Raw genomic sequence first — 18,707 nt, 5'->3', positions numbered from 1 at the left:
GCTAAAAACTATATATGTACAGAACACATACTTGCGGACAGTTAACATTAGCAGATTTAGGAAAAAAAATTACATTATGCGGATGGGTACAAAAGTCGAGAGATCTGGGAGGCATGACCTTCATCGATATGCGCGACCGATATGGCGTTACTCAACTGGCATTTAATGCTGATGACGATGAGGCCCTGCGTGCAAGGGCTCGGGAGTTGGGGAGAGAATATGTAATACAGGTAAAGGGAACGGTAATTGAGCGTTCCAGCAAAAACTTAAAGATCTCTACGGGAGAAATCGAAATAAAGGTAGCAGACTTGGCTGTACTGAATGCTGCGAAATTGCCACCATTTTTGATCGAAGATGAAACCGATGGCGGTGATGACCTTCGGATGAAATATCGTTATCTTGATTTACGACGTAATCCGGTACGCAATAATTTGGTGCTACGACACCAAATGGCACAGGCTGTTCGCTCTTTTCTTGATCAACAAGGTTTTTTGGAAGTCGAAACACCGGTGCTTATTAAGTCTACCCCGGAAGGTGCGCGCGATTTCGTGGTGCCAAGCCGGATGAATGAGGGACAATTCTATGCCTTACCGCAGTCGCCACAAACGTTTAAGCAGCTGCTGATGGTGTCGGGTTTTGATCGCTATTTCCAGATTGTAAAATGTTTTCGAGATGAGGACTTAAGGGCCGACCGACAGCCTGAGTTCACCCAGATCGACTGCGAGATGGCTTTTGTAGAGCAAGAGGATATCTTGAATTTGTTTGAAGAGCTAATAAGTTACCTCTTTAAAAAAGTTAAAAATGTAGAAATTGGTAAGCTTCCACGCATGACCTATGCGGATGCTATGCGTTTATATGGTTCCGATAAACCCGATACACGCTTTGGGATGCAATTTGTAGAATTGAATCCGGTGTTGCAGGGCGCGGGTTTTCCGGTTTTTGACAATGCGGAATTAGTCGTTGGTATTAAAGCGGAAGGGTGTGCTTCTTATACCAGAAAACAAATTGATGCGCTCACCGATTTTGTAAAACGGCCGCAAATAGGAGCTACGGGATTGGTTTATCTTCGATATAACGAGGATGGATCGTTAAAGTCTTCGGTAGACAAGTTTTTTAGCCAGGAGCAATTACAGGCCTGGGCGAAAGCGATGGATGCTAATGTAGGGGATTTAATATTGGTAATGGCAGGAGATGCTGATAAAACGCGGAAACAGCTGAATGAGCTTCGTTTAGAATTGGGAAACCAGCTGGGACTTCGTGATAAGAATAAGTTTTCCGCCCTATGGGTTGTTGACTTTCCGTTATTGGAATGGGATGATGATACCAAGCGCTATCATGCGATGCATCATCCTTTTACTTCGCCAAAACCCGAGGATATAGCCTTACTGGATACTGCGCCTGGTGAAGTGCGGGCCAATGCCTATGATATGGTAATCAATGGAACAGAAGTAGGAGGCGGATCAATTCGTATCTTCGAAAAAGATTTACAGCAACTGATGTTCAAACATCTCGGTTTTACACAGGAAGAGGCGCAGACGCAATTTGGGTTCTTGATGGATGCATTTACTTATGGCGCACCTCCACATGGGGGCATTGCCTTTGGTTTTGATAGATTAGTTTCCATTTTTGCAGGCCTTGATTCTATCCGCGATGTTATTGCGTTTCCGAAAAATAATGCAGGAAGAGATGTAATGATCGATTCTCCAAGCAGTATTTCGCAGGAACAGCTTGATGAATTGAAGATAGAAATAAGCGCTAAGGCTTAGGGTAAAAGGTATAGGGTACTTACGCCGCTAACCCTATACCTAAAGACCTTAAAAAGGTAGATCGTCATCCTTATTCTCATTGAAATCAACAGTGGTGGAATTTGGGTCACTGCTGTGGTCTGTATTGCTTGTTTTTTCGCCATTGCCGGGCGATTCAAAATCGCTTTTCCTTCCCAACATGGTGAAATTTTCTGCAACAATTTCGGTCGTATAACGTTTTACTCCTTCGCGATCCTCGTACGATCGGGTTCGCAATTTTCCTTCTATATAGACCAATTTCCCCTTTTGTAAATATTTAGCTGCAACATCTGCAAGACCCCTCCACATTACAATATTATGCCACTCGGTTTGTTCGACTTTTCTTCCATCTTTATTAAAGGTTTCCGATGTTGCCAAGGGAAAACTCGCAACAGATACATTGCCTTCTAAATGGCGAACCTCGGGATCCTTGCCTAAGTGTCCAACCAGAATAACTTTGTTAATTCCTGACATAGCTTATAAGTGTTAGTTGTTGCAAATAATATGGTCTCTTAAAAATGTGAAAATTAATTTAGGTTTAGCTAATGTATCTAAATCTTTTATAAAAACATAATTCCAGACCTTTTTTTTCGTCTTCAAGTGATTGAAATTTTTAATCTCTATGAAGGAAGCGTAAATATTCTGATGACTAAGCACATGTTTCTTTGGCGTGCTGATTACTTCTAATTCGCAGTCGCTGCCAAACAACTGTCGGAAAATCGAGGTTTCCTTCAATTGTACCAAATCTATCGCTATAGGATATTCTATTAATGGAAACTCATACATGTTCTCCCAAATATCTTTTGATCCTCGTTTTTGCATGGCAATCTTATCCTGATCTCTTACTATGAAATAGTAAAAGTATCTGTCTCGTGATGCTTTTCCTTTTATTTTAACAGGTAAGAAATTTACTTTGTTTTCACGCAAGGCATAACAACCGATGCTAATAGGGCAAACAGCACAGTTAGGCGACTGGGGTTTGCATTGGAGCGCCCCGAATTCCATGATCGCTTGGTTATAAACAGAAGCGTTGGCCTTGTCGAGCATCTCTTCTGCGATTTTGCTGAACAGCTTTTTCCCTTTTCCTGTATTAATCGCTTCACTTATACCAAAGTATCTTGCCAATACACGGAATACATTTCCGTCTAAAACAGCCTTTGGTTCATTAGAAGAAAAGGAAGCAATTGCGGCGGCAGTATATTCGCCAATGCCAGGTAATTTTATTAGGGAGTTATATTCTTTTGGAAAAATGCCGTCATATTGTTGCATGATTGTTTGAGCGGCTTTATGCATATTTCTTGCTCTAGAGTAATATCCTAGGCCTTGCCACAATCGCAGGATCTCACCTTCAGCTGCTTCAGCAAAGTCGCGAACCGTAGGATAGGCTGCAACAAAGCGGTTAAAGTAAGGAAGCCCTTGTTCCACACGTGTTTGTTGAAGGATGATTTCCGAAAGCCAGATAATATAAGGGTCCGTGGTATTACGCCAAGGAAGATCTCGTTTATTTTGATGATACCACTGAATAATCTCTTGTGAAAATAACATGAGGCAAAGGTAGTAAATAGGTTTTAGGCATAAGGTATTAGGTATTAGGCATTAGGTATTAGGCATTAGAATGTCAAAGTTAACGGCTAACCACTAATCAGCTAACACCTAAAGGCTAACAGCTAGTTTTAAGTATTAAGTTGTAAGTAATAGGTATGACCCAGGTATTAGGCATTAGGGTTTAGGGTATAAGGTAGGAGGTGTAAGGTATTAGGCATTAGGTTTTAGGGGTTAGAACGTCAAAGCGAACTGCTAACCACTAATCCCTAACAGCTGACACCTAAAGGCTAACAGCTAACCCCTAAAGGCTAACCGCTACCACCTAACCGCTAATACCTTATAAATTAGCCGTATAGTTTAATTTTTTACCTTAAAGGCTTCGCTGACAGATATTTTACATAAAAATTAACGTTTTATTTTTGTAAATCATTTAAAAGCAATACTTTTGCATCCCCAAATCGATTGATCGGGTGGTAGTTAAAGAACAAACAATTAGAAGAATATAACATGACTAAAGCAGAAATTATCGCAGAGATTTCTAACAAGACAGGTTTAGAAAAAGTAGATGTACAGGAAACTGTTGAAGCATTTTTCAAAGTAGTAAAAGGAGCTATGGTGGGTGGCGAGAATGTTTACGTTAGAGGATTCGGTAGCTTCGTTGTAAAAAAGAGAGCTAAAAAAACTGCTCGTAACATTTCAAAAAACACAGCTATTATTATTCCGGAACACTTCGTTCCTAGCTTTAAACCAGCAAAAGTTTTTGTTGAGAAAGTAAAAAACGGCAATAAATAATCTGCTTTATTCGGATATATTAATAATCATGCATAAAACGAAACAAATAATAGTCATTGCGCTTGTAGTAGTACTGATGGGAGTATTGATGGCGCAACCTATTAAGGGTTTGGTTAAGCGTGATAAAGCCGAACAAGAACAGCAAACAAATACAAGTACGGAGACCGAAGCTATCAATCTAGCTTCGGTCTCCAGTGTTGCAAAGCAAGGGCTGAACGCCTCTTTGGTAAAAGAGATTACCGATCTCGAAGCGGCTTTGTCGGCCAGTAGTGGAGAAGAGCGCATAAATTTATTAAAGAAATTAGCAGGTCATTGGGACGATCTTGCAAAACCTGCTCCCTTGGGTTTCTCATACGAGGAAATCGGTAAATTAGAATCTACATACGATAATTGGTTAAAAGCCGGAGATGCCTTTACGGCTGCTTATGAAAATTTGCAGGATACACTTGTTGCTCCTGCATTAATAGAACACGCACAGCAGGCTTATCAAAAGGCGCTAGATTTAAATCCTAAAAGCTTAGACGCTAAAACCGGTTTGGGAACTGCCATTGTAAATAAAGGCGGGGCGCCTATGCAAGGTATTGCAATGTTAATGGAGGTTGTTAAAGAGGATCCTCAAAACCTAAAAGCAAATATGAGCTTAGGGATGTTCTCTATGCGCTCTCGTCAGTTTGATAAAGCCGTGAATCGATTTAAAACGGTAATTGAAATTCAACCAAGTGCTGAAGCCTGGTTTTACCTGGCTACAAGTTATGAAAATATTGGCTTGAAGGCCGAAGCTATCAAAGCTTTTCAACAAAGCAAAGCTATAGCGGCGGATCCAAGCTTATCGCAGTTCATAGACCGTAAGGTTGATGAATTGAGCAAGTAATTAAAATAATTTATTAAAACATTTAAAAAATTAAGCTATGCCAAGCGGAAAAAAAAGAAAAAGACATAAAATGGCTACTCATAAACGTAAGAAACGTTTAAGAAAAAACAGACATAAGAAAAAATAAGCGCATCTAGGCGTGCCAGTATTCGGTAGCCTGCATCTCAAGACCTGAGGTGCAGGCTATTGTGATTGTTGGCTTTTTTTTTCATTCGTAGACGGGAATATCGTTTATGTAATGTCTGTTTTTTTATTGAACAATCTTATGGTTTAACCGAAAGAATAAGGGTTTACCACCTGGATAGCTATCCATCACGCCCTTTGTATTCTTTCTAAAAGAAAGTAGCTGTTGGTAAAGGAATTAATAGTAGATTCTTCCCCGGAAACGGGGACAACTATTGCTTTACTACAGGATAAACAGCTTGTTGAGTTAAATAAAGAACAGGTAAATAATAATTATGCTGTTGGCGACATCTATTTGGGCAGAATAAAGAAAATAATGCCCGGGTTGAATGCTGCTTTTGTAGATGTAGGCTACTCGAAGGATGCTTTTTTGCATTATTTGGATCTAGGGCCACAGGTACAGTCACTCATTAAGCTTACCAAGCTAGTAAAGAATGGCAGCTATAAAGATAAGCTGCTCAATAGTTTAAAACTAGAAAAGGATATCAATAAAGCAGGCAAAATTTCTGAGATCCTAAGTCGTAACATGTTGTTGCCGGTACAGATTGCAAAAGAGCCAATCTCAACCAAAGGGCCGCGTTTAAGTTCCGATTTATCCATCGCAGGAAGGTTTGTCGTTTTGGTACCTTTTTCTGACGCGGTTTCGATTTCGAAAAAAATTAAAAGTAACACCGAGCGAAACCGACTTAAAAAGATTGTTGAGGGAATCAAACCTCAGAATTTTGGCGTTATTATCCGTACCGTTTCGGAAGGAAAAGGAGTTGCTGAATTGGAGAAAGACCTCCGGGATTTAATCACCAAGTGGGAATCCTTCACGAAACGTCTTGCTTCTACTGATCCTGCGAAAAAAATATTGGGTGAAATGGATCGGACATCCACCATTTTGCGCGATATATTAACAGACGAGTTTTCTCATATCTATATCAATGATCCGATTATTTACGAGGAGACGAAGTCTTACATTCAGGAGATTTCTCCTGATTTGGAAAAGATAGTAAAGCTGTACAAACACAAGGATCCGATCTTTGAACACTTCGGTATAGAGAAACAGATTAAAGCCGCATTTGGTAAAATTGTTAATCTGCAGGGAGGGGCTTATTTGGTTATCGAACATACGGAAGCACTGCATGTTATTGACGTGAATAGCGGAAACCGAACGGCCAACAAAGAGAATCAGGAGGACAATGCCCTCTTGGTGAATAAGGAGGCCGCCAAAGAAATAGCCCGTCAGCTTCGTCTACGTGATATGGGAGGAATCGTGGTTGTCGATTTTATCGATATGCACAAGCCAACCAACAGGAAGGAGTTGCACGACTATTTAAAGGAATGTATGGGCAACGATCGCGCTAAACATACTATTCTCCCGCCAAGTAAATTTGGATTGGTGCAGATTACAAGGCAACGTGTTCGTCCTGAAATGACAGTGGTTACTAATGAGAAATGTCCGGCCTGTGGAGGTACCGGCGAAATTCGAGCCAGTATCGTATTAATGGATGATATTGAGAGTAATTTAAGTTATGTTTTAAACGAACAAAACGAGAAGAATATTACGCTCTGCGTTCACCCATATATTGAAGCCTTCATTAAGAAAGGCTTTATGTCCAGACGCTTGAAATGGTTTTTCCGGTACGGTAAATGGATCAAAGTAAAGGCTATTTCGTCTTACTTTATGAATGAATTCCACTTCTTAAACGCCAAAGAAGAAGAAATAAAACTATAAAGAAAAAGCCTTGCTGATTAGCAAGGCTTTTTCTTTATAGTTTTCAGCCGTCGGCTATCGGCTTCCAGCTAAATAATAAATATAAAGTTGACGGCTGAATGCTGATAGCCGAAAGCTAATAGCTATCTTTAATCCCTGCATTCGGTTTAATTGATTATTAACAAAAATAAAGCTGATAGCTAAAGCTGCCAGCTCACAGCTAAATATGGCAAAAGCGAAAACAGTATATTTCTGTCAAAATTGTGGATACGAATCGGCTAAATGGCTTGGTAAATGTCCTTCCTGCAATCAATGGAATACTTTTGTAGAAGAACTGGTTGAAAAGGGTGGGAATAAAGTGCCTGACTGGAGAAGTGGCAGCGTTGTGTCGGGGGAAAGAAAACCCAATAAAGCCGCTGTTATTCATGAGATCAACTATGAGGAAGAGGCGAGACTGAAGACCCCTGACAATGAAATGAACCGGGTGCTAGGCGGTGGGGTTGTACCTGGATCATTGGTGCTAATAGGAGGGGAGCCAGGTATCGGTAAATCAACATTAATGCTGCAACTTGCTTTAACCATACCAGGTATAAAGACATTATATGTTTCGGGAGAGGAAAGCGAACAACAGATCAAAATGCGAGCAGAGAGGCTACTCCAATCCTCAAAGGCGGATTGCTATATTCTCACGGAAACCTCTACTCAAAATATATTTAAGCAGATTGCGTCTGTAGAACCACATTTAGTTATTATCGATTCCATCCAAACCTTACATTCTTCACAGATCGAATCGACGCCTGGCAGCGTGTCACAGGTAAGGGAATGCACGGCTGAACTATTGCGCTTTGCCAAGGAATCTTCCACGCCCGTATTTATTGTGGGCCATATTACTAAAGACGGTGCAATTGCGGGACCAAAAGTGCTCGAACATATGGTAGATACTGTTTTACAATTTGAAGGAGATCGGCATCATATGTATCGGATTCTGCGGGCCGTAAAGAACCGATTCGGTTCGTCTTCGGAGTTGGGGATATACGAAATGGTTCATAATGGATTAAGGGAGGTTTCCAACCCATCTGAGATTTTGCTTTCACAGCGTGAATTTCCTATAAGTGGCGTCACCATAGCCGCTATGCTCGAAGGGATACGGCCTATGCTAATCGAAGTACAGGCACTGGTGGGAAATTCTGCCTATGGTACACCTCAACGCTCGTCAACCGGATTTGATACGAGAAGAATGAACATGTTGCTGGCGGTTCTGGAAAAGCGATTTGGCTTCCGGTTGAGCACGCAGGACGTGTTCTTAAATATAGCTGGCGGATTGCGTGTGGAAGATCCGGCCATTGATCTTGCAGTAATTGTGGCCATTCTTTCTTCGCAGCAGGATATCGCCGTCCCTACGCATATTGCCTTTGCCGGCGAAGTAGGGCTTTCGGGTGAAATTCGAGCAGTAAATCGAATCGAACAGCGAATCGCTGAAGCAGAAAAGCTTGGCTTTGAAGAGATTTATATATCAAAATACAACAACAAAGGCTTAGATACTTCAAAATATAACATTAAAATTAACTGGATGGCTAAAGTAGAAGAGATTTTTCAGGCAATATTTGGCTAGCCTACAAGATTTTTACACAATATTTTGAGTGTAAATTTTACACATGAGTTAAAAATGCTATTTTTGCTTGGGATGACTCTTTTTAAGATAATAAATATTATTGTTTTGTTGGGTTTCGTAAATACGATTACGTATTTTCCTACCTATGTGAACGATAATTTTTTTTATCAGAAGCAAGCTTTTCATGACAAGAAGCTACAGGATTTTGATGGCGACACCCTATTGGAATGTTTCTTTGACGATGTCCTCGATATACCTATGTCAGGAAAGGATGTAAGTCCGACCATTTTTTACAAAAACTACAATTTTTTAACCATTATAATATCCATATCGATTAAGATCTTGGATAGCTTTATTTTAGCGATCAAGCCGATTATAACTTCGCTGGTCAGTAGTGAAAATTACTTTGTATCAAAAGTTACCCCTTTATTAGGCTATTATATATTCTTATTTAGGCTGAAACCCTTTTAGCCCTGTTGTACCCATATCTATAGAAAATTAAATCAGGAGCCAAAATATAGGTATCCTGCCATTGCCTTTTTAGGCACGAACAACAGTCAACTAAAACAAAATACATCCTTAGAATATATTAATGAACAGATTTTATATAGGTTTATACGGTGTTGCTTTATCCGCTGCTATAGCATGCACATCAAGTAAAGGAAATAGTGATCAATCAGAAGAAAAGCGTTCGGTACCCTATACGCAACTAAAGGCCGTGGATACGATGTTATATACCGATTACGTTGCTGATATACAAGCGGTGCGAAACGTAGAGGTACGTTCCAAAATACAAGGCTTTTTAGATAAGATATTTGTCGATGAAGGGGCCTTGGTGCAAGCGGGGCAGATTTTATTTAAGATTAACGACGATGAGCAACGTGCGGATGTGTCCAAAGCACAAGCTCTTTTAAACAATGCAACCGCAGATGCGAAGACAGTGGCACTCGAACTGGAACGTGTTAAGACGTTGGTGAAGAAAAATATTATCACGAAGACAGACCTTGATGTCGCTCAAGCGCAATTAAAGGCAGCTGAGGCGAGAGTTCAGGAAGCTCGATCTGATTTACAACGGGCGCAGACACAATTGGGCTATACCAGTATCCGAGCTCCGTTCACGGGAAGGATCGATCGCATTCCACTCAAAGTGGGAAGTTTATTGAGTGAAGGAGCCTTATTGACCAGCGTTTCTGATTTGGATGAGGTATATGCTTATTTTACGATATCGGAAACGGAGTATCTACAGAATATAGCTAGGAAGTCACCGGAAAACAGTATATTATCTAAGGAAGTCAGACTTACATTAGCCGATGGACAGCACTATCCTCATATGGGAAAAATAGAGCTTGCCGAATCCGAGTTTGAAGAGCAAACGGGCACCATTTCACTTAGAGCTAGATTTCCCAACCCGGATAGGATATTAAAACATGGTGCCACCGGAAAAATACAGTTGCCGACAAAAATCACCGAATCTATCATTGTTCCTCAAAAATCGGTCTTTGAGATCCAAGATCGCGCCTATGTCTATGTGCTGGATACAGCGAATACAGTCAAAATGACAAATATTGAGCTAGGAACACGTTTTGGCCATTTTTATTTAATTCGCTCAGGACTTAAAGCCGGACAAAAAATTGTGTTCGAAGGTACGCAAAGCCTTACGGATGGTGTGGCTATCGAACCTCGTGAAGTTTCACTCGATAGCCTATTACACAGTCCGAGTCAAGGATTACAATAAATTATTTTGTTGCTTTAAGATACGTATCATGTTTGAAATTTTCATAAAACGACCGGTGCTATCACTGGTCATATCACTATTTATTACATTACTCGGGCTCCTATCGCTCTTTACGCTACCCGTTACGCAGTTCCCTGACATTGTGCCACCATCCGTCGTGGTAAATGCCAATTATACCGGAGCGAACGCGGAAGTAAGTACGAATGCCGTTGCTATCCCTTTAGAAAAAGCCATAAATGGCGTTCCTGGGATGACCTATATGTCTTCGGTTTCTACCAATAATGGTAATACTCTTATACAAGTGTATTTTGAGGTGGGAACAGATCCGGATATTGCTGCCGTAAACGTGCAAAATCGCGTAACCACCGTTTTAGACGAATTGCCGGAAGAAGTTATCAAAGCCGGGGTTACCACCGAAAAGGAAGTAAACAGTATGTTGATGTATCTCAACATCTACAGCGATGACGAAACGGCGGATGAGCGATTTATATACAACTTTACGGATATCAATATCTTAAAAGAATTGAAGCGTATCCAGGGAGTGGGGCGGGCCGAAATTATGGGCTTTAAAGATTATGCGATGCGGGTTTGGTTGAAGCCGGATCGACTCACTGCTTATCGCGTCTCAAGTGAAGATGTTATTAAAGCCATTCGGGCACAGAACGTGGAAGCAGCGCCCGGGCAAACCGGAATCGGGTCGGATAAGAGTGTTAACATGCAGCAGTATGTACTCCGCTACCCCGGTAAATTTGATCGCCCCGAACAGTACGAGAATATTCCACTACGCGCAAATCCGGACGGTTCGATTTTGCGTTTGAGAGATGTGGCAGATGTTGAATTTGGGTCTTTGGAATATGAGATGGCGTCCAAAGCTGATGGCCGTCCGTCAGCCTCTATCATGATTAAACAATTGCCGGGTTCCAACGCCAGCGAAGTTATTGATGCCATTAAGGCTAAAATGGAGGAACTTAAGGGCACTACCTTTCCTCCGGGTATGAAGTACGCGATGGGTTACGATGTGTCGCGATTCTTAGACGCTTCTATCAATGAAGTACTGCATACGCTTGTGGAAGCCTTTATTTTGGTGTTTTTGGTCGTGTTTATTTTTCTACAGGATTTTCGATCCACTTTGGTGCCGGCACTGGCTGTTCCGGTCTGTTTGATCGGAGCCTTATTCTGTATGCAAATGCTCGGATTTTCGATCAACTTATTAACCCTCTTTGCACTCGTGTTGGCGATTGGTATCGTGGTGGATAACGCCATTGTGGTGGTGGAGGCTGTGTATGTAAAAATGGAAGAAGAGCACATGCAACCCATGGAGGCGACGTTGGCGGCCATGAGGGAAATCAGCGGGGCAATTATTGCGATTACGTTGGTGATGTCTGCCGTATTTGTACCGGTGGCATTCCTCTCCGGCCCGGTAGGTGTTTTTTATCGACAGTTTTCTTTAACGCTGGCCGGATCTATTCTTATTTCAGGAATCAATGCGCTTACCTTAACACCGGCCCTTTGCGCTATCATTTTAAGATCGCCACACGATCGGCCTGAACCTAGAGGGGCCTTGGCAACCTTCTTTAGGAAATTTAATAGCGTCTATAACAGCATATCCGGAAGGTATGCCGGTCTTATCAGTCGTATCGCCGGTAGGCGCGTCATAACGCTGGTTATATTAGTAGTTTCATTCATAGCCACTTGGGGTATTTCCTCTGTTCTACCTTCCGGATTTATACCTACGGAAGATCAGGGAATGATTTACGTGAACGTTACGACACCGCCAGGTGCAACCGTTCAGCGAACGGAGGCCGTATTGGATGAAGTAGATGCTATTGCTCGGCAAATGGAATCCGTCGAAAGTGTTTCGACGCTTGCCGGTTACAGTTTGGTAAATGAAGTTACCGGTGCTTCTTATGGGATGGGGATGATTAACCTCAAACGTTGGGAAGAGCGGAAGGAATCGGTTAGTGATATGGTAGAGCGCATGAAGAAAGAAACTGCTAAGATAACCGATGCGGAGATCGAATTTTTCCCACCGCCAACCGTCCCCGGCTTCGGTAACTCAAGCGGTTTTGAGCTACGGGTGCTAGATCGAAGCGGCAGTGATGATCTGGGCAAGTTGTCTGATGTGTTGAACACTTTTATGGACAACCTGAAGAAGGCTCCCGAGGTGGGTAGTGCGTTTACCAGTTTTGATCCCAATTTCCCTCAATATATGATTAACGTCGATTATGATGTAGCGGCTAAAAAGGGGATAAGTGTGGAGAACGCGATGTCAACCTTACAAACACTGATGGGCAGCTTCTATACCTCCAACTTTATCAAGTTTGGGCAAATGTATAAAGTAATGGTACAGGCAGGCCCGGGTTATCGGGAAAAGCCTGAAGATGTTTTGCGGTTGTTCCTTAAAAATGAAGCGGGAGAAATGGTGCCCTTTTCTAGTTTCATAAAAATGGAACGGATATACGGACCGGAGCAGCTAACCCGTTATAACATGTTTACCTCGGCCATGATCAATGGGGATGCAGCGCCCGGATATAGTAGCGGTGACGTAATTGCAGCGGTTGAACGCGTTGCTGCCGAAAGCTTACCGCGTGGATTTGAGATCGAATGGTCGGGTATGACACGCGAGCAGATCCTGTCCGGAAATCAAGCAATCTACGTGTTCGCTTTGTGTTTATTATTTGTTTATCTACTGTTATGTGCTCAATATGAAAGTTTCTTACTGCCCTTACCGGTTATTTTAAGTTTGCCGGCAGGGGTCTTCGGTGCTTTCCTATTTTTGAAGTTGCTTGGATTGGAGAACAATATCTATGCACAAGTTGCCTTAATTATGTTGATCGGTTTGTTAGGTAAGAATGCGATACTTATTATTGAGTATGCGATTTTGAAGCATAAGCAGGGCGCATCAATCTTAAATGCGGCTATCGAGGGATCTGTTGCGCGCTTACGTCCTATTTTAATGACCTCATTTGCCTTCGTAGCAGGATTAATTCCGTTGGCGATGGCTTCCGGGGCAGGGGCTTTGGGAAATAGATCAATCGGTACAACGGCAATCGGAGGGATGATTATAGGTACATTGGCCGGTGTTATTGTCATTCCCGGGCTATATGTGCTATTTGCTTCCATGAAAAAACAGAAAAAGGCTAAGAAAGTAAGTGGTATTGCAGTAGCTGTACTGGGTATTTTATTGCTTTCATCCTGTGGAGTGCAGAAGGAAACGGAGTTAACCCATCGAAAAGTTCCGGCACACTACCTCGGAAAAAATCAGACCGATACGCTCGCTAATGATAGCACCTCCATGGCAACCATCTCTTGGAGAACTTTTTTTCAAGATGAGTATTTGCTAAGGCTCATCGATACGGCTTTAGCCAATAATCCGGACATGCAGCAAGCTCTCTATCGCGTTGAAATGGCACGTGCCAATATGCGTTTGCGTAAAAATGCCTTATTCCCTTCCATCGATGCGGTTGCGGAGGCGGGACTTCGCAAATATGGATTTTATACCATGGACGGAATCGGTAACTACGACACCAATTTCTCTAATAATTTGAAAGATGACGAACGAGTGCCAGACCCCGTGCCGGACTATTTTCTAGGTTTACGTGCCTCTTGGGAAATCGATATATGGGGCAAGCTGAAGAACCGAAAGAAAGCTGCTTTTGCTCGTTTCCTAGCATCTTATGAAGGGAGAAAATTAGTACAAACGCAGCTAATAGCAGAAATCGCCGCTGCTTACTTCGAACTGTTGGCCTTGGATAATGAATTGGATATCCTCGAGAAGAATATTGCCTTACAACAAGAATCGTACGAGTTGGTGCAGGTGCAAAAAGAAGGTGGCCGGGCAACAGAATTAGGTGTGCAGCAGATGAGAGCCATTTTGATGAACTCAAAGAGTAGAAAAGAGACCGTTTTGCAACAGATAAATTCGAAGGAAAATTATTTGAATTTCTTATGCGGGCGCTTTTCTTCACCAATTGAGCGCAAGCGGGAGGAGTTAGATGCTTATCCTTTAGCAAGTGCTGTTCGGGTGGGACTTCCGGCAAAAATGTTAGCCTTGCGTCCGGACATACGGGCGGCAGAATTGAATTTACTAGCTGCGAAAGGAGATGTTAAAGCCGCCCGTGCAGCGTTTTTACCGTCGCTCAACTTTTCTCCTTATTTCGGATTTCAGGCATTTGATTTGTCTAAGCTATTTGTTACCTCGCCAAGTTCAATTGCGTATGGGTTGCTTGGAGGGTTAACGGCACCTATATTTAATCAACGCATGATTCGCTCTAATTATGAACAGGAATTAGCAAATAAAGGTATCGAATATCAGGAGTATGAGAAAACAGTGCTAAAGGCTTGGCAAGAAGTTGAAACAGAACTCAATGCGCAGAGACATCTGATAGCAAGGCGATCCTTTAACCAACATGAAGTAGATGCTCTCCGTTTGGCCGTTGACGCTTCTTCTGAATTGTTTAAAGCAGGGAGAGCAAACTATTTGGATGTTATTACCTCACAACGAAATGTACTGGATGCAGAAATCACTTTGAATAGTACCTATTTGGAATACCTCCAGTCAATTGTTAATTTATACAAAGCTTTAGGGGGTGGGTGGCAATAGCTGTCGGTAATCAGATATCAGCAGTCGGCTGTAAGCTGATTTCTGACGGCTGAAAGCTTAAGCAAATAAAAAGAAAACCCCGGCAATCGCCGGGGTTTTCTTTTTATTTGCTTAAATACATCGATTTCTCGGCGTATAGATGTCTGAAATAAGGATCGTCCAGATCTTTGATAAAGCGAATCGCTTCACCGGTAGAGCGCATTTCGGGCCCCAGCTGTTTATCAACATCCGGAAATTTATCAAAGGAGAATACAGGCTCCTTAATCGCATAACCTTCCAGTTTTCGCTCAATTTTGAAATCGCTTAGCTTATTTTTTCCAAGCATTACTTTGGTAGCGATATTGATATAAGGAACGTCATAAGCTTTGGCTATAAAAGGAACAGTACGTGAAGCCCTTGGATTGGCTTCAATTACATACACCTTACCGTCTTTTATAGCAAACTGAATATTCAGCAAGCCCTTTACGTTTAACGCCTTTGCAATTTTTCTTGAATATTCATCCATTTTCTCCTGAACAGCTGTTGACAAGCTAAAGGGAGGCAATACAGCACTTGAATCGCCGGAGTGGATGCCTGCCGGTTCGATATGCTCCATCATACCGATGATATGCACTTCTTCGCCGTCACAGATGGAATCGGATTCCGCTTCTTCTGCGCGATCAAGGAAATGGTCGATCAGTACCCTGTTTCCAGGCATATTTTTCATGATTTTGATAACCGCTTTTTCCAGCTCCTCATCATTAATCACAATACTCATTCCCTGCCCGCCAAGCACATAACTTGGCCGTACTAACACAGGATAGCCTACTTCGTTGGCAACTTTAAGTGCCTCCTCTGCGTTTTCAGCTACTCCATATTTAGGATACGGAATATCCAAATCCTTCAGTAAGTCAGAAAAACGTCCACGGTCTTCCGCTAAGTCCATATCTTCAAAAGAAGTTCCGATAATGCGGATTCCTGTTTCCTTTAGCTTTTCGGCCATCTTCAGCGCTGTTTGGCCACCAAGCTGCACGATGATACCCTCTGGCTTTTCTAAATCGATAATTTCCCGAACATGCTCCCAGAAGACAGGTTCAAAATAAAGCTTGTCGGCCATATTGAAGTCTGTTGATACCGTTTCCGGGTTACAGTTCACCATGATAGCCTCGTATCCCGCCTCTTTGGAAGCCAATAAGCCATGTACACAAGAGTAATCGAATTCAATCCCTTGTCCGATTCGATTTGGCCCTGAACCCAGTACGATAATTTTCTTTTTATCGCTCGGGATAGACTCATTCTCTTCTTCAAAGGTAGAGTAATAGTAAGGTGTGGCAGCTTGAAACTCAGCAGCACAAGTATCCACCATTTTATAGACACGCTTAATACCTAGCTCTCTCCGGCGGTTGTAAACATCATCTTCACTTACATTGCCCAATAACCAAGCGATTTGCCCGTCAGAGAATCCTTTTTGCTTCAATGTTAAAAAGAAATCTTTCGGTATATTAGATAACGAATAACGTTTTAGTTCCGTTTCCAGTTCAACAAGTTCCTGGATTTGAACCAAGAACCATTTGTCGATATGCGTAGCTTTTCTAATAGACTCCAAAGGAACGCCCATCTCAAAGGCATCCTTAATATGGAAGAGACGGCCGCTGCTTGGATGCTCCAAGCTATGCATAATTTCTTCCAAGTTTCGTAACTGTCTACCATCAGCACCTAACCCTAAACGGTTGGTTTCCAAACTTTGACATGCCTTTTGTAAGGCCTCAATAAAGGTGCGACCAATGGCCATTACTTCACCTACCGATTTCATTTGCAATCCTAGTTCCCGGTTGGCTCCTTTGAACTTCGCAAAGTTCCAACGCGGTGATTTTACGATTACGTAGTCTAAAGTAGGTTCAAAATAGGCAGATGTCGTTTTCGTGATCTGGTTTTCCAGCTCATCCAAATTATATCCGATAGCTAATTTGGCTGCAATTTTCGCAATTGGATAACCGGTAGCTTTTGAAGCCAAAGCCGACGAACGCGAAACGCGTGGATTAATTTCAATCGCTATGATGTCCTCATTTTCGGGGTTAACAGAGAACTGTACATTACATCCACCGGCAAAATTACCGATCGCACGCATCATCTTAATTGCTTGATTGCGCATCTCCTGATAGCAAGTATCACTCAATGTCATCGCGGGAGCTACCGTTATGGAGTCGCCCGTATGGATACCCATTGGATCGAAATTCTCAATAGAACAAATAATGATGACATTATCTTTATTGTCGCGCAGGAGCTCCAACTCGTATTCCTTCCATCCTAAAACCGCTTGTTCTACCAGCACTTCATGTGTAGGGGAGGCTTGGAGCCCACGGCTAAGAGCCGCTTCAAAATCTTCTTTTTTATGCACAAACCCTCCGCCGGTTCCGCCCAAGGTATAGCTGGGACGAATCACCAAAGGAAAGCCGATTTGTTGGGCAGCTTCTTTACCTTCGAGGAAGGAGTTGGCAATTTTTGATTTTGCTACGCCGACACCAATTTCAATCATTAGCTGACGGAAGGCTTCTCGATTTTCTGTTTTTTCAATGGCTGCAACATCTACACCAATTACTTGTACACCGTACTTTTCCCAGATACCGCGGTTGGAAGCTTCGATACATAGATTAAGCGCTGTTTGCCCGCCCATGGTGGGTAGCACGGCATCGATCTGACGTTCCTGAAGGATTTTTTCAATACTGTCAACGGTAAGGGGTAATAGGTAAACGTGGTCTGCGATGACCTTATCGGTCATGATCGTTGCGGGGTTCGAATTAATAATGGAAACTTCAATACCTTCCTCTTTCAATGAAAGAGCTGCTTGAGAACCCGAATAGTCAAACTCACAGGCCTGTCCGATAATAATTGGGCCCGAACCGATAATCAGCACCGAGCGAATGGAGGTGTTTTTTGGCATTTTATATGTTCAAAAGTATTAGTTATCAAAAAGAACGTTTGATAAAACAGTTTGGGAAGCTCTATGATTGTGAAGATTATTCCGACTGCTTTGTCGGAGTGCAAAGATAGGACTTTTTTGGTTTATAATTTGAAAAAAATGTAAAAAATATAAAGGCTTTTTCTTTATCCTATTTTTTTAGAATCTATTCTTTTGCTTGATCATAAAAACCAAATCCAAGAGCGCATATGTGGCAACTTGTATTGCAAAGCATTTTTCGTTAAATTTGAATATTCAATTTTATATTATGACGAATCTTAGTATTACTGATAAGCTACAGCAGCTTCCGCAAGATATGCGGCAGGAGGCAGAAGATTTTATCGATTTCTTACTGGAGAAAGTTAGCCGAATCCCTGACCATGTAAAAGAAGGTGTTCAAAAAGGACAGTTGGACGTGCAGGAAGGAAATTTAAAATCTCATGAAGAAGTAATGAATAAGTACAAAAGGTATTTATGAAATACACTGTTTATTGGACAGAAACTGCCGATAGCACCTTAGATTGTATCCTTCAAATGTCGAGAATAAATTTGGGTTTACTTCTGCTAGAAAACTAATGAAGGAGGTTGAAAGACATGTAGAATTAATAAAAGAGAATCCCTTCCTATTTAGAATTTCTCATCTTGAAAATGTAAGGAAGTGTGTAATATCGAAGCAAACGTCCTTATTTTATGAAATAAGACCTAATAATCATATATACCTCTTATATTATTGGGATAATAGACAAGAACCATTTATCGTTGATTAGTCTTTAATATTACGCAGCAATTGCTTTCCCAAATTGTACAAACCTCTTTATTAGAATGGTTTGCTGTTGTCACAGCTTTCCTTTGTTTTGTTCCCTAATTTTCGATGACTAGAAAGGTGCTGCAAAATTGGTCAATGTGGGTTGTAGTGGATATTTTATTCCGCTTTTTGTTTATAAA

12 protein-coding genes are annotated in these 18,707 nt (G+C 41.8%); 9 read left to right on the top strand and 3 right to left on the bottom strand.

Annotation, left to right across the window (positions count from 1 at the left end):
• The first annotated feature begins 14 nt into the window (after nt 1-14).
• A complete protein-coding gene (gene aspS, locus FKG96_RS02610; protein WP_130854752.1) occupies nt 15-1,766 on the top strand; it encodes an aspartate--tRNA ligase in 1,752 nt (583 codons plus the stop codon).
• Between the two features lie 48 nt (nt 1,767-1,814).
• On the opposite strand, the gene FKG96_RS02605 is transcribed toward aspS, so the two are convergent.
• Entirely contained in the window at nt 1,815-2,258 is a 444-nt protein-coding gene (locus FKG96_RS02605) for a single-stranded DNA-binding protein (protein ID WP_013664428.1), read from the bottom strand.
• 12 nt (nt 2,259-2,270) lie between these two features.
• Nucleotides 2,271-3,329 carry an A/G-specific adenine glycosylase gene (gene mutY / locus FKG96_RS02600; protein ID WP_130854753.1) on the bottom strand — a complete coding sequence of 353 codons (1,059 nt, stop codon included), beginning with the start codon at nt 3,327-3,329 and terminating at the stop codon, nt 2,271-2,273.
• Between the two features lie 507 nt (nt 3,330-3,836).
• Between mutY and FKG96_RS02595 the strand changes: the two genes are divergently transcribed.
• The 7 genes from FKG96_RS02595 (at nt 3,837) to FKG96_RS02565 (ending at nt 14,824) form a co-directional block, all read left to right on the top strand.
• On the top strand, nt 3,837-4,121 hold the full coding sequence (locus FKG96_RS02595; protein ID WP_013664426.1) for an HU family DNA-binding protein: 285 nt from the start codon (nt 3,837-3,839) through the stop codon (nt 4,119-4,121).
• 28 nt (nt 4,122-4,149) lie between these two features.
• Complete coding sequence (locus tag FKG96_RS02590) at nt 4,150-4,992, top strand: tetratricopeptide repeat protein (protein WP_130854754.1); 843 nt, start codon at nt 4,150-4,152, stop codon at nt 4,990-4,992.
• Nucleotides 4,993-5,341: 349 nt separating this feature from the next.
• Entirely contained in the window at nt 5,342-6,895 is a 1,554-nt protein-coding gene (locus FKG96_RS02585) for an Rne/Rng family ribonuclease (protein WP_013664424.1), read from the top strand.
• Between the two features lie 205 nt (nt 6,896-7,100).
• Nucleotides 7,101-8,486: a DNA repair protein RadA gene (gene radA, locus FKG96_RS02580; protein WP_130854755.1), complete on the top strand. Its 1,386-nt coding sequence runs from the start codon at nt 7,101-7,103 to the stop codon at nt 8,484-8,486.
• A gap of 54 nt (nt 8,487-8,540) precedes the next feature.
• Nucleotides 8,541-8,957, top strand: a complete 417-nt coding sequence (locus tag FKG96_RS02575) for a hypothetical protein (RefSeq protein WP_013664422.1) — start codon at nt 8,541-8,543, stop codon at nt 8,955-8,957.
• A gap of 121 nt (nt 8,958-9,078) precedes the next feature.
• Complete coding sequence (locus FKG96_RS02570) at nt 9,079-10,221, top strand: efflux RND transporter periplasmic adaptor subunit (RefSeq protein ID WP_013664421.1); 1,143 nt, start codon at nt 9,079-9,081, stop codon at nt 10,219-10,221.
• A gap of 28 nt (nt 10,222-10,249) precedes the next feature.
• Complete coding sequence (locus FKG96_RS02565; RefSeq protein WP_130854756.1) at nt 10,250-14,824, top strand: efflux RND transporter permease subunit; 4,575 nt, start codon at nt 10,250-10,252, stop codon at nt 14,822-14,824.
• A gap of 103 nt (nt 14,825-14,927) precedes the next feature.
• Here the strand turns inward: FKG96_RS02565 and carB are convergent, their stop codons facing one another.
• Nucleotides 14,928-17,744 (bottom strand): carbamoyl-phosphate synthase large subunit, encoded by a 2,817-nt coding sequence (gene carB / locus FKG96_RS02560; RefSeq protein ID WP_149105120.1) that lies wholly within the window; start codon nt 17,742-17,744, stop codon nt 14,928-14,930.
• A 286-nt stretch (nt 17,745-18,030) separates the two neighbouring features.
• Between carB and FKG96_RS02555 the strand changes: the two genes are divergently transcribed.
• Nucleotides 18,031-18,240, top strand: a complete 210-nt coding sequence (locus FKG96_RS02555; protein WP_130854758.1) for a DUF2281 domain-containing protein — start codon at nt 18,031-18,033, stop codon at nt 18,238-18,240.
• The last annotated feature ends 467 nt before the right edge of the window (nt 18,241-18,707 follow it).

This window comes from Olivibacter sp. LS-1 (assembly GCF_008245145.1).
GTDB lineage: Bacteria > Bacteroidota > Bacteroidia > Sphingobacteriales > Sphingobacteriaceae > Olivibacter > Olivibacter oleidegradans.
Note: the sequence above shows the minus strand (reverse complement) of the source record. Positions and strands in the feature narration are given on the sequence as shown.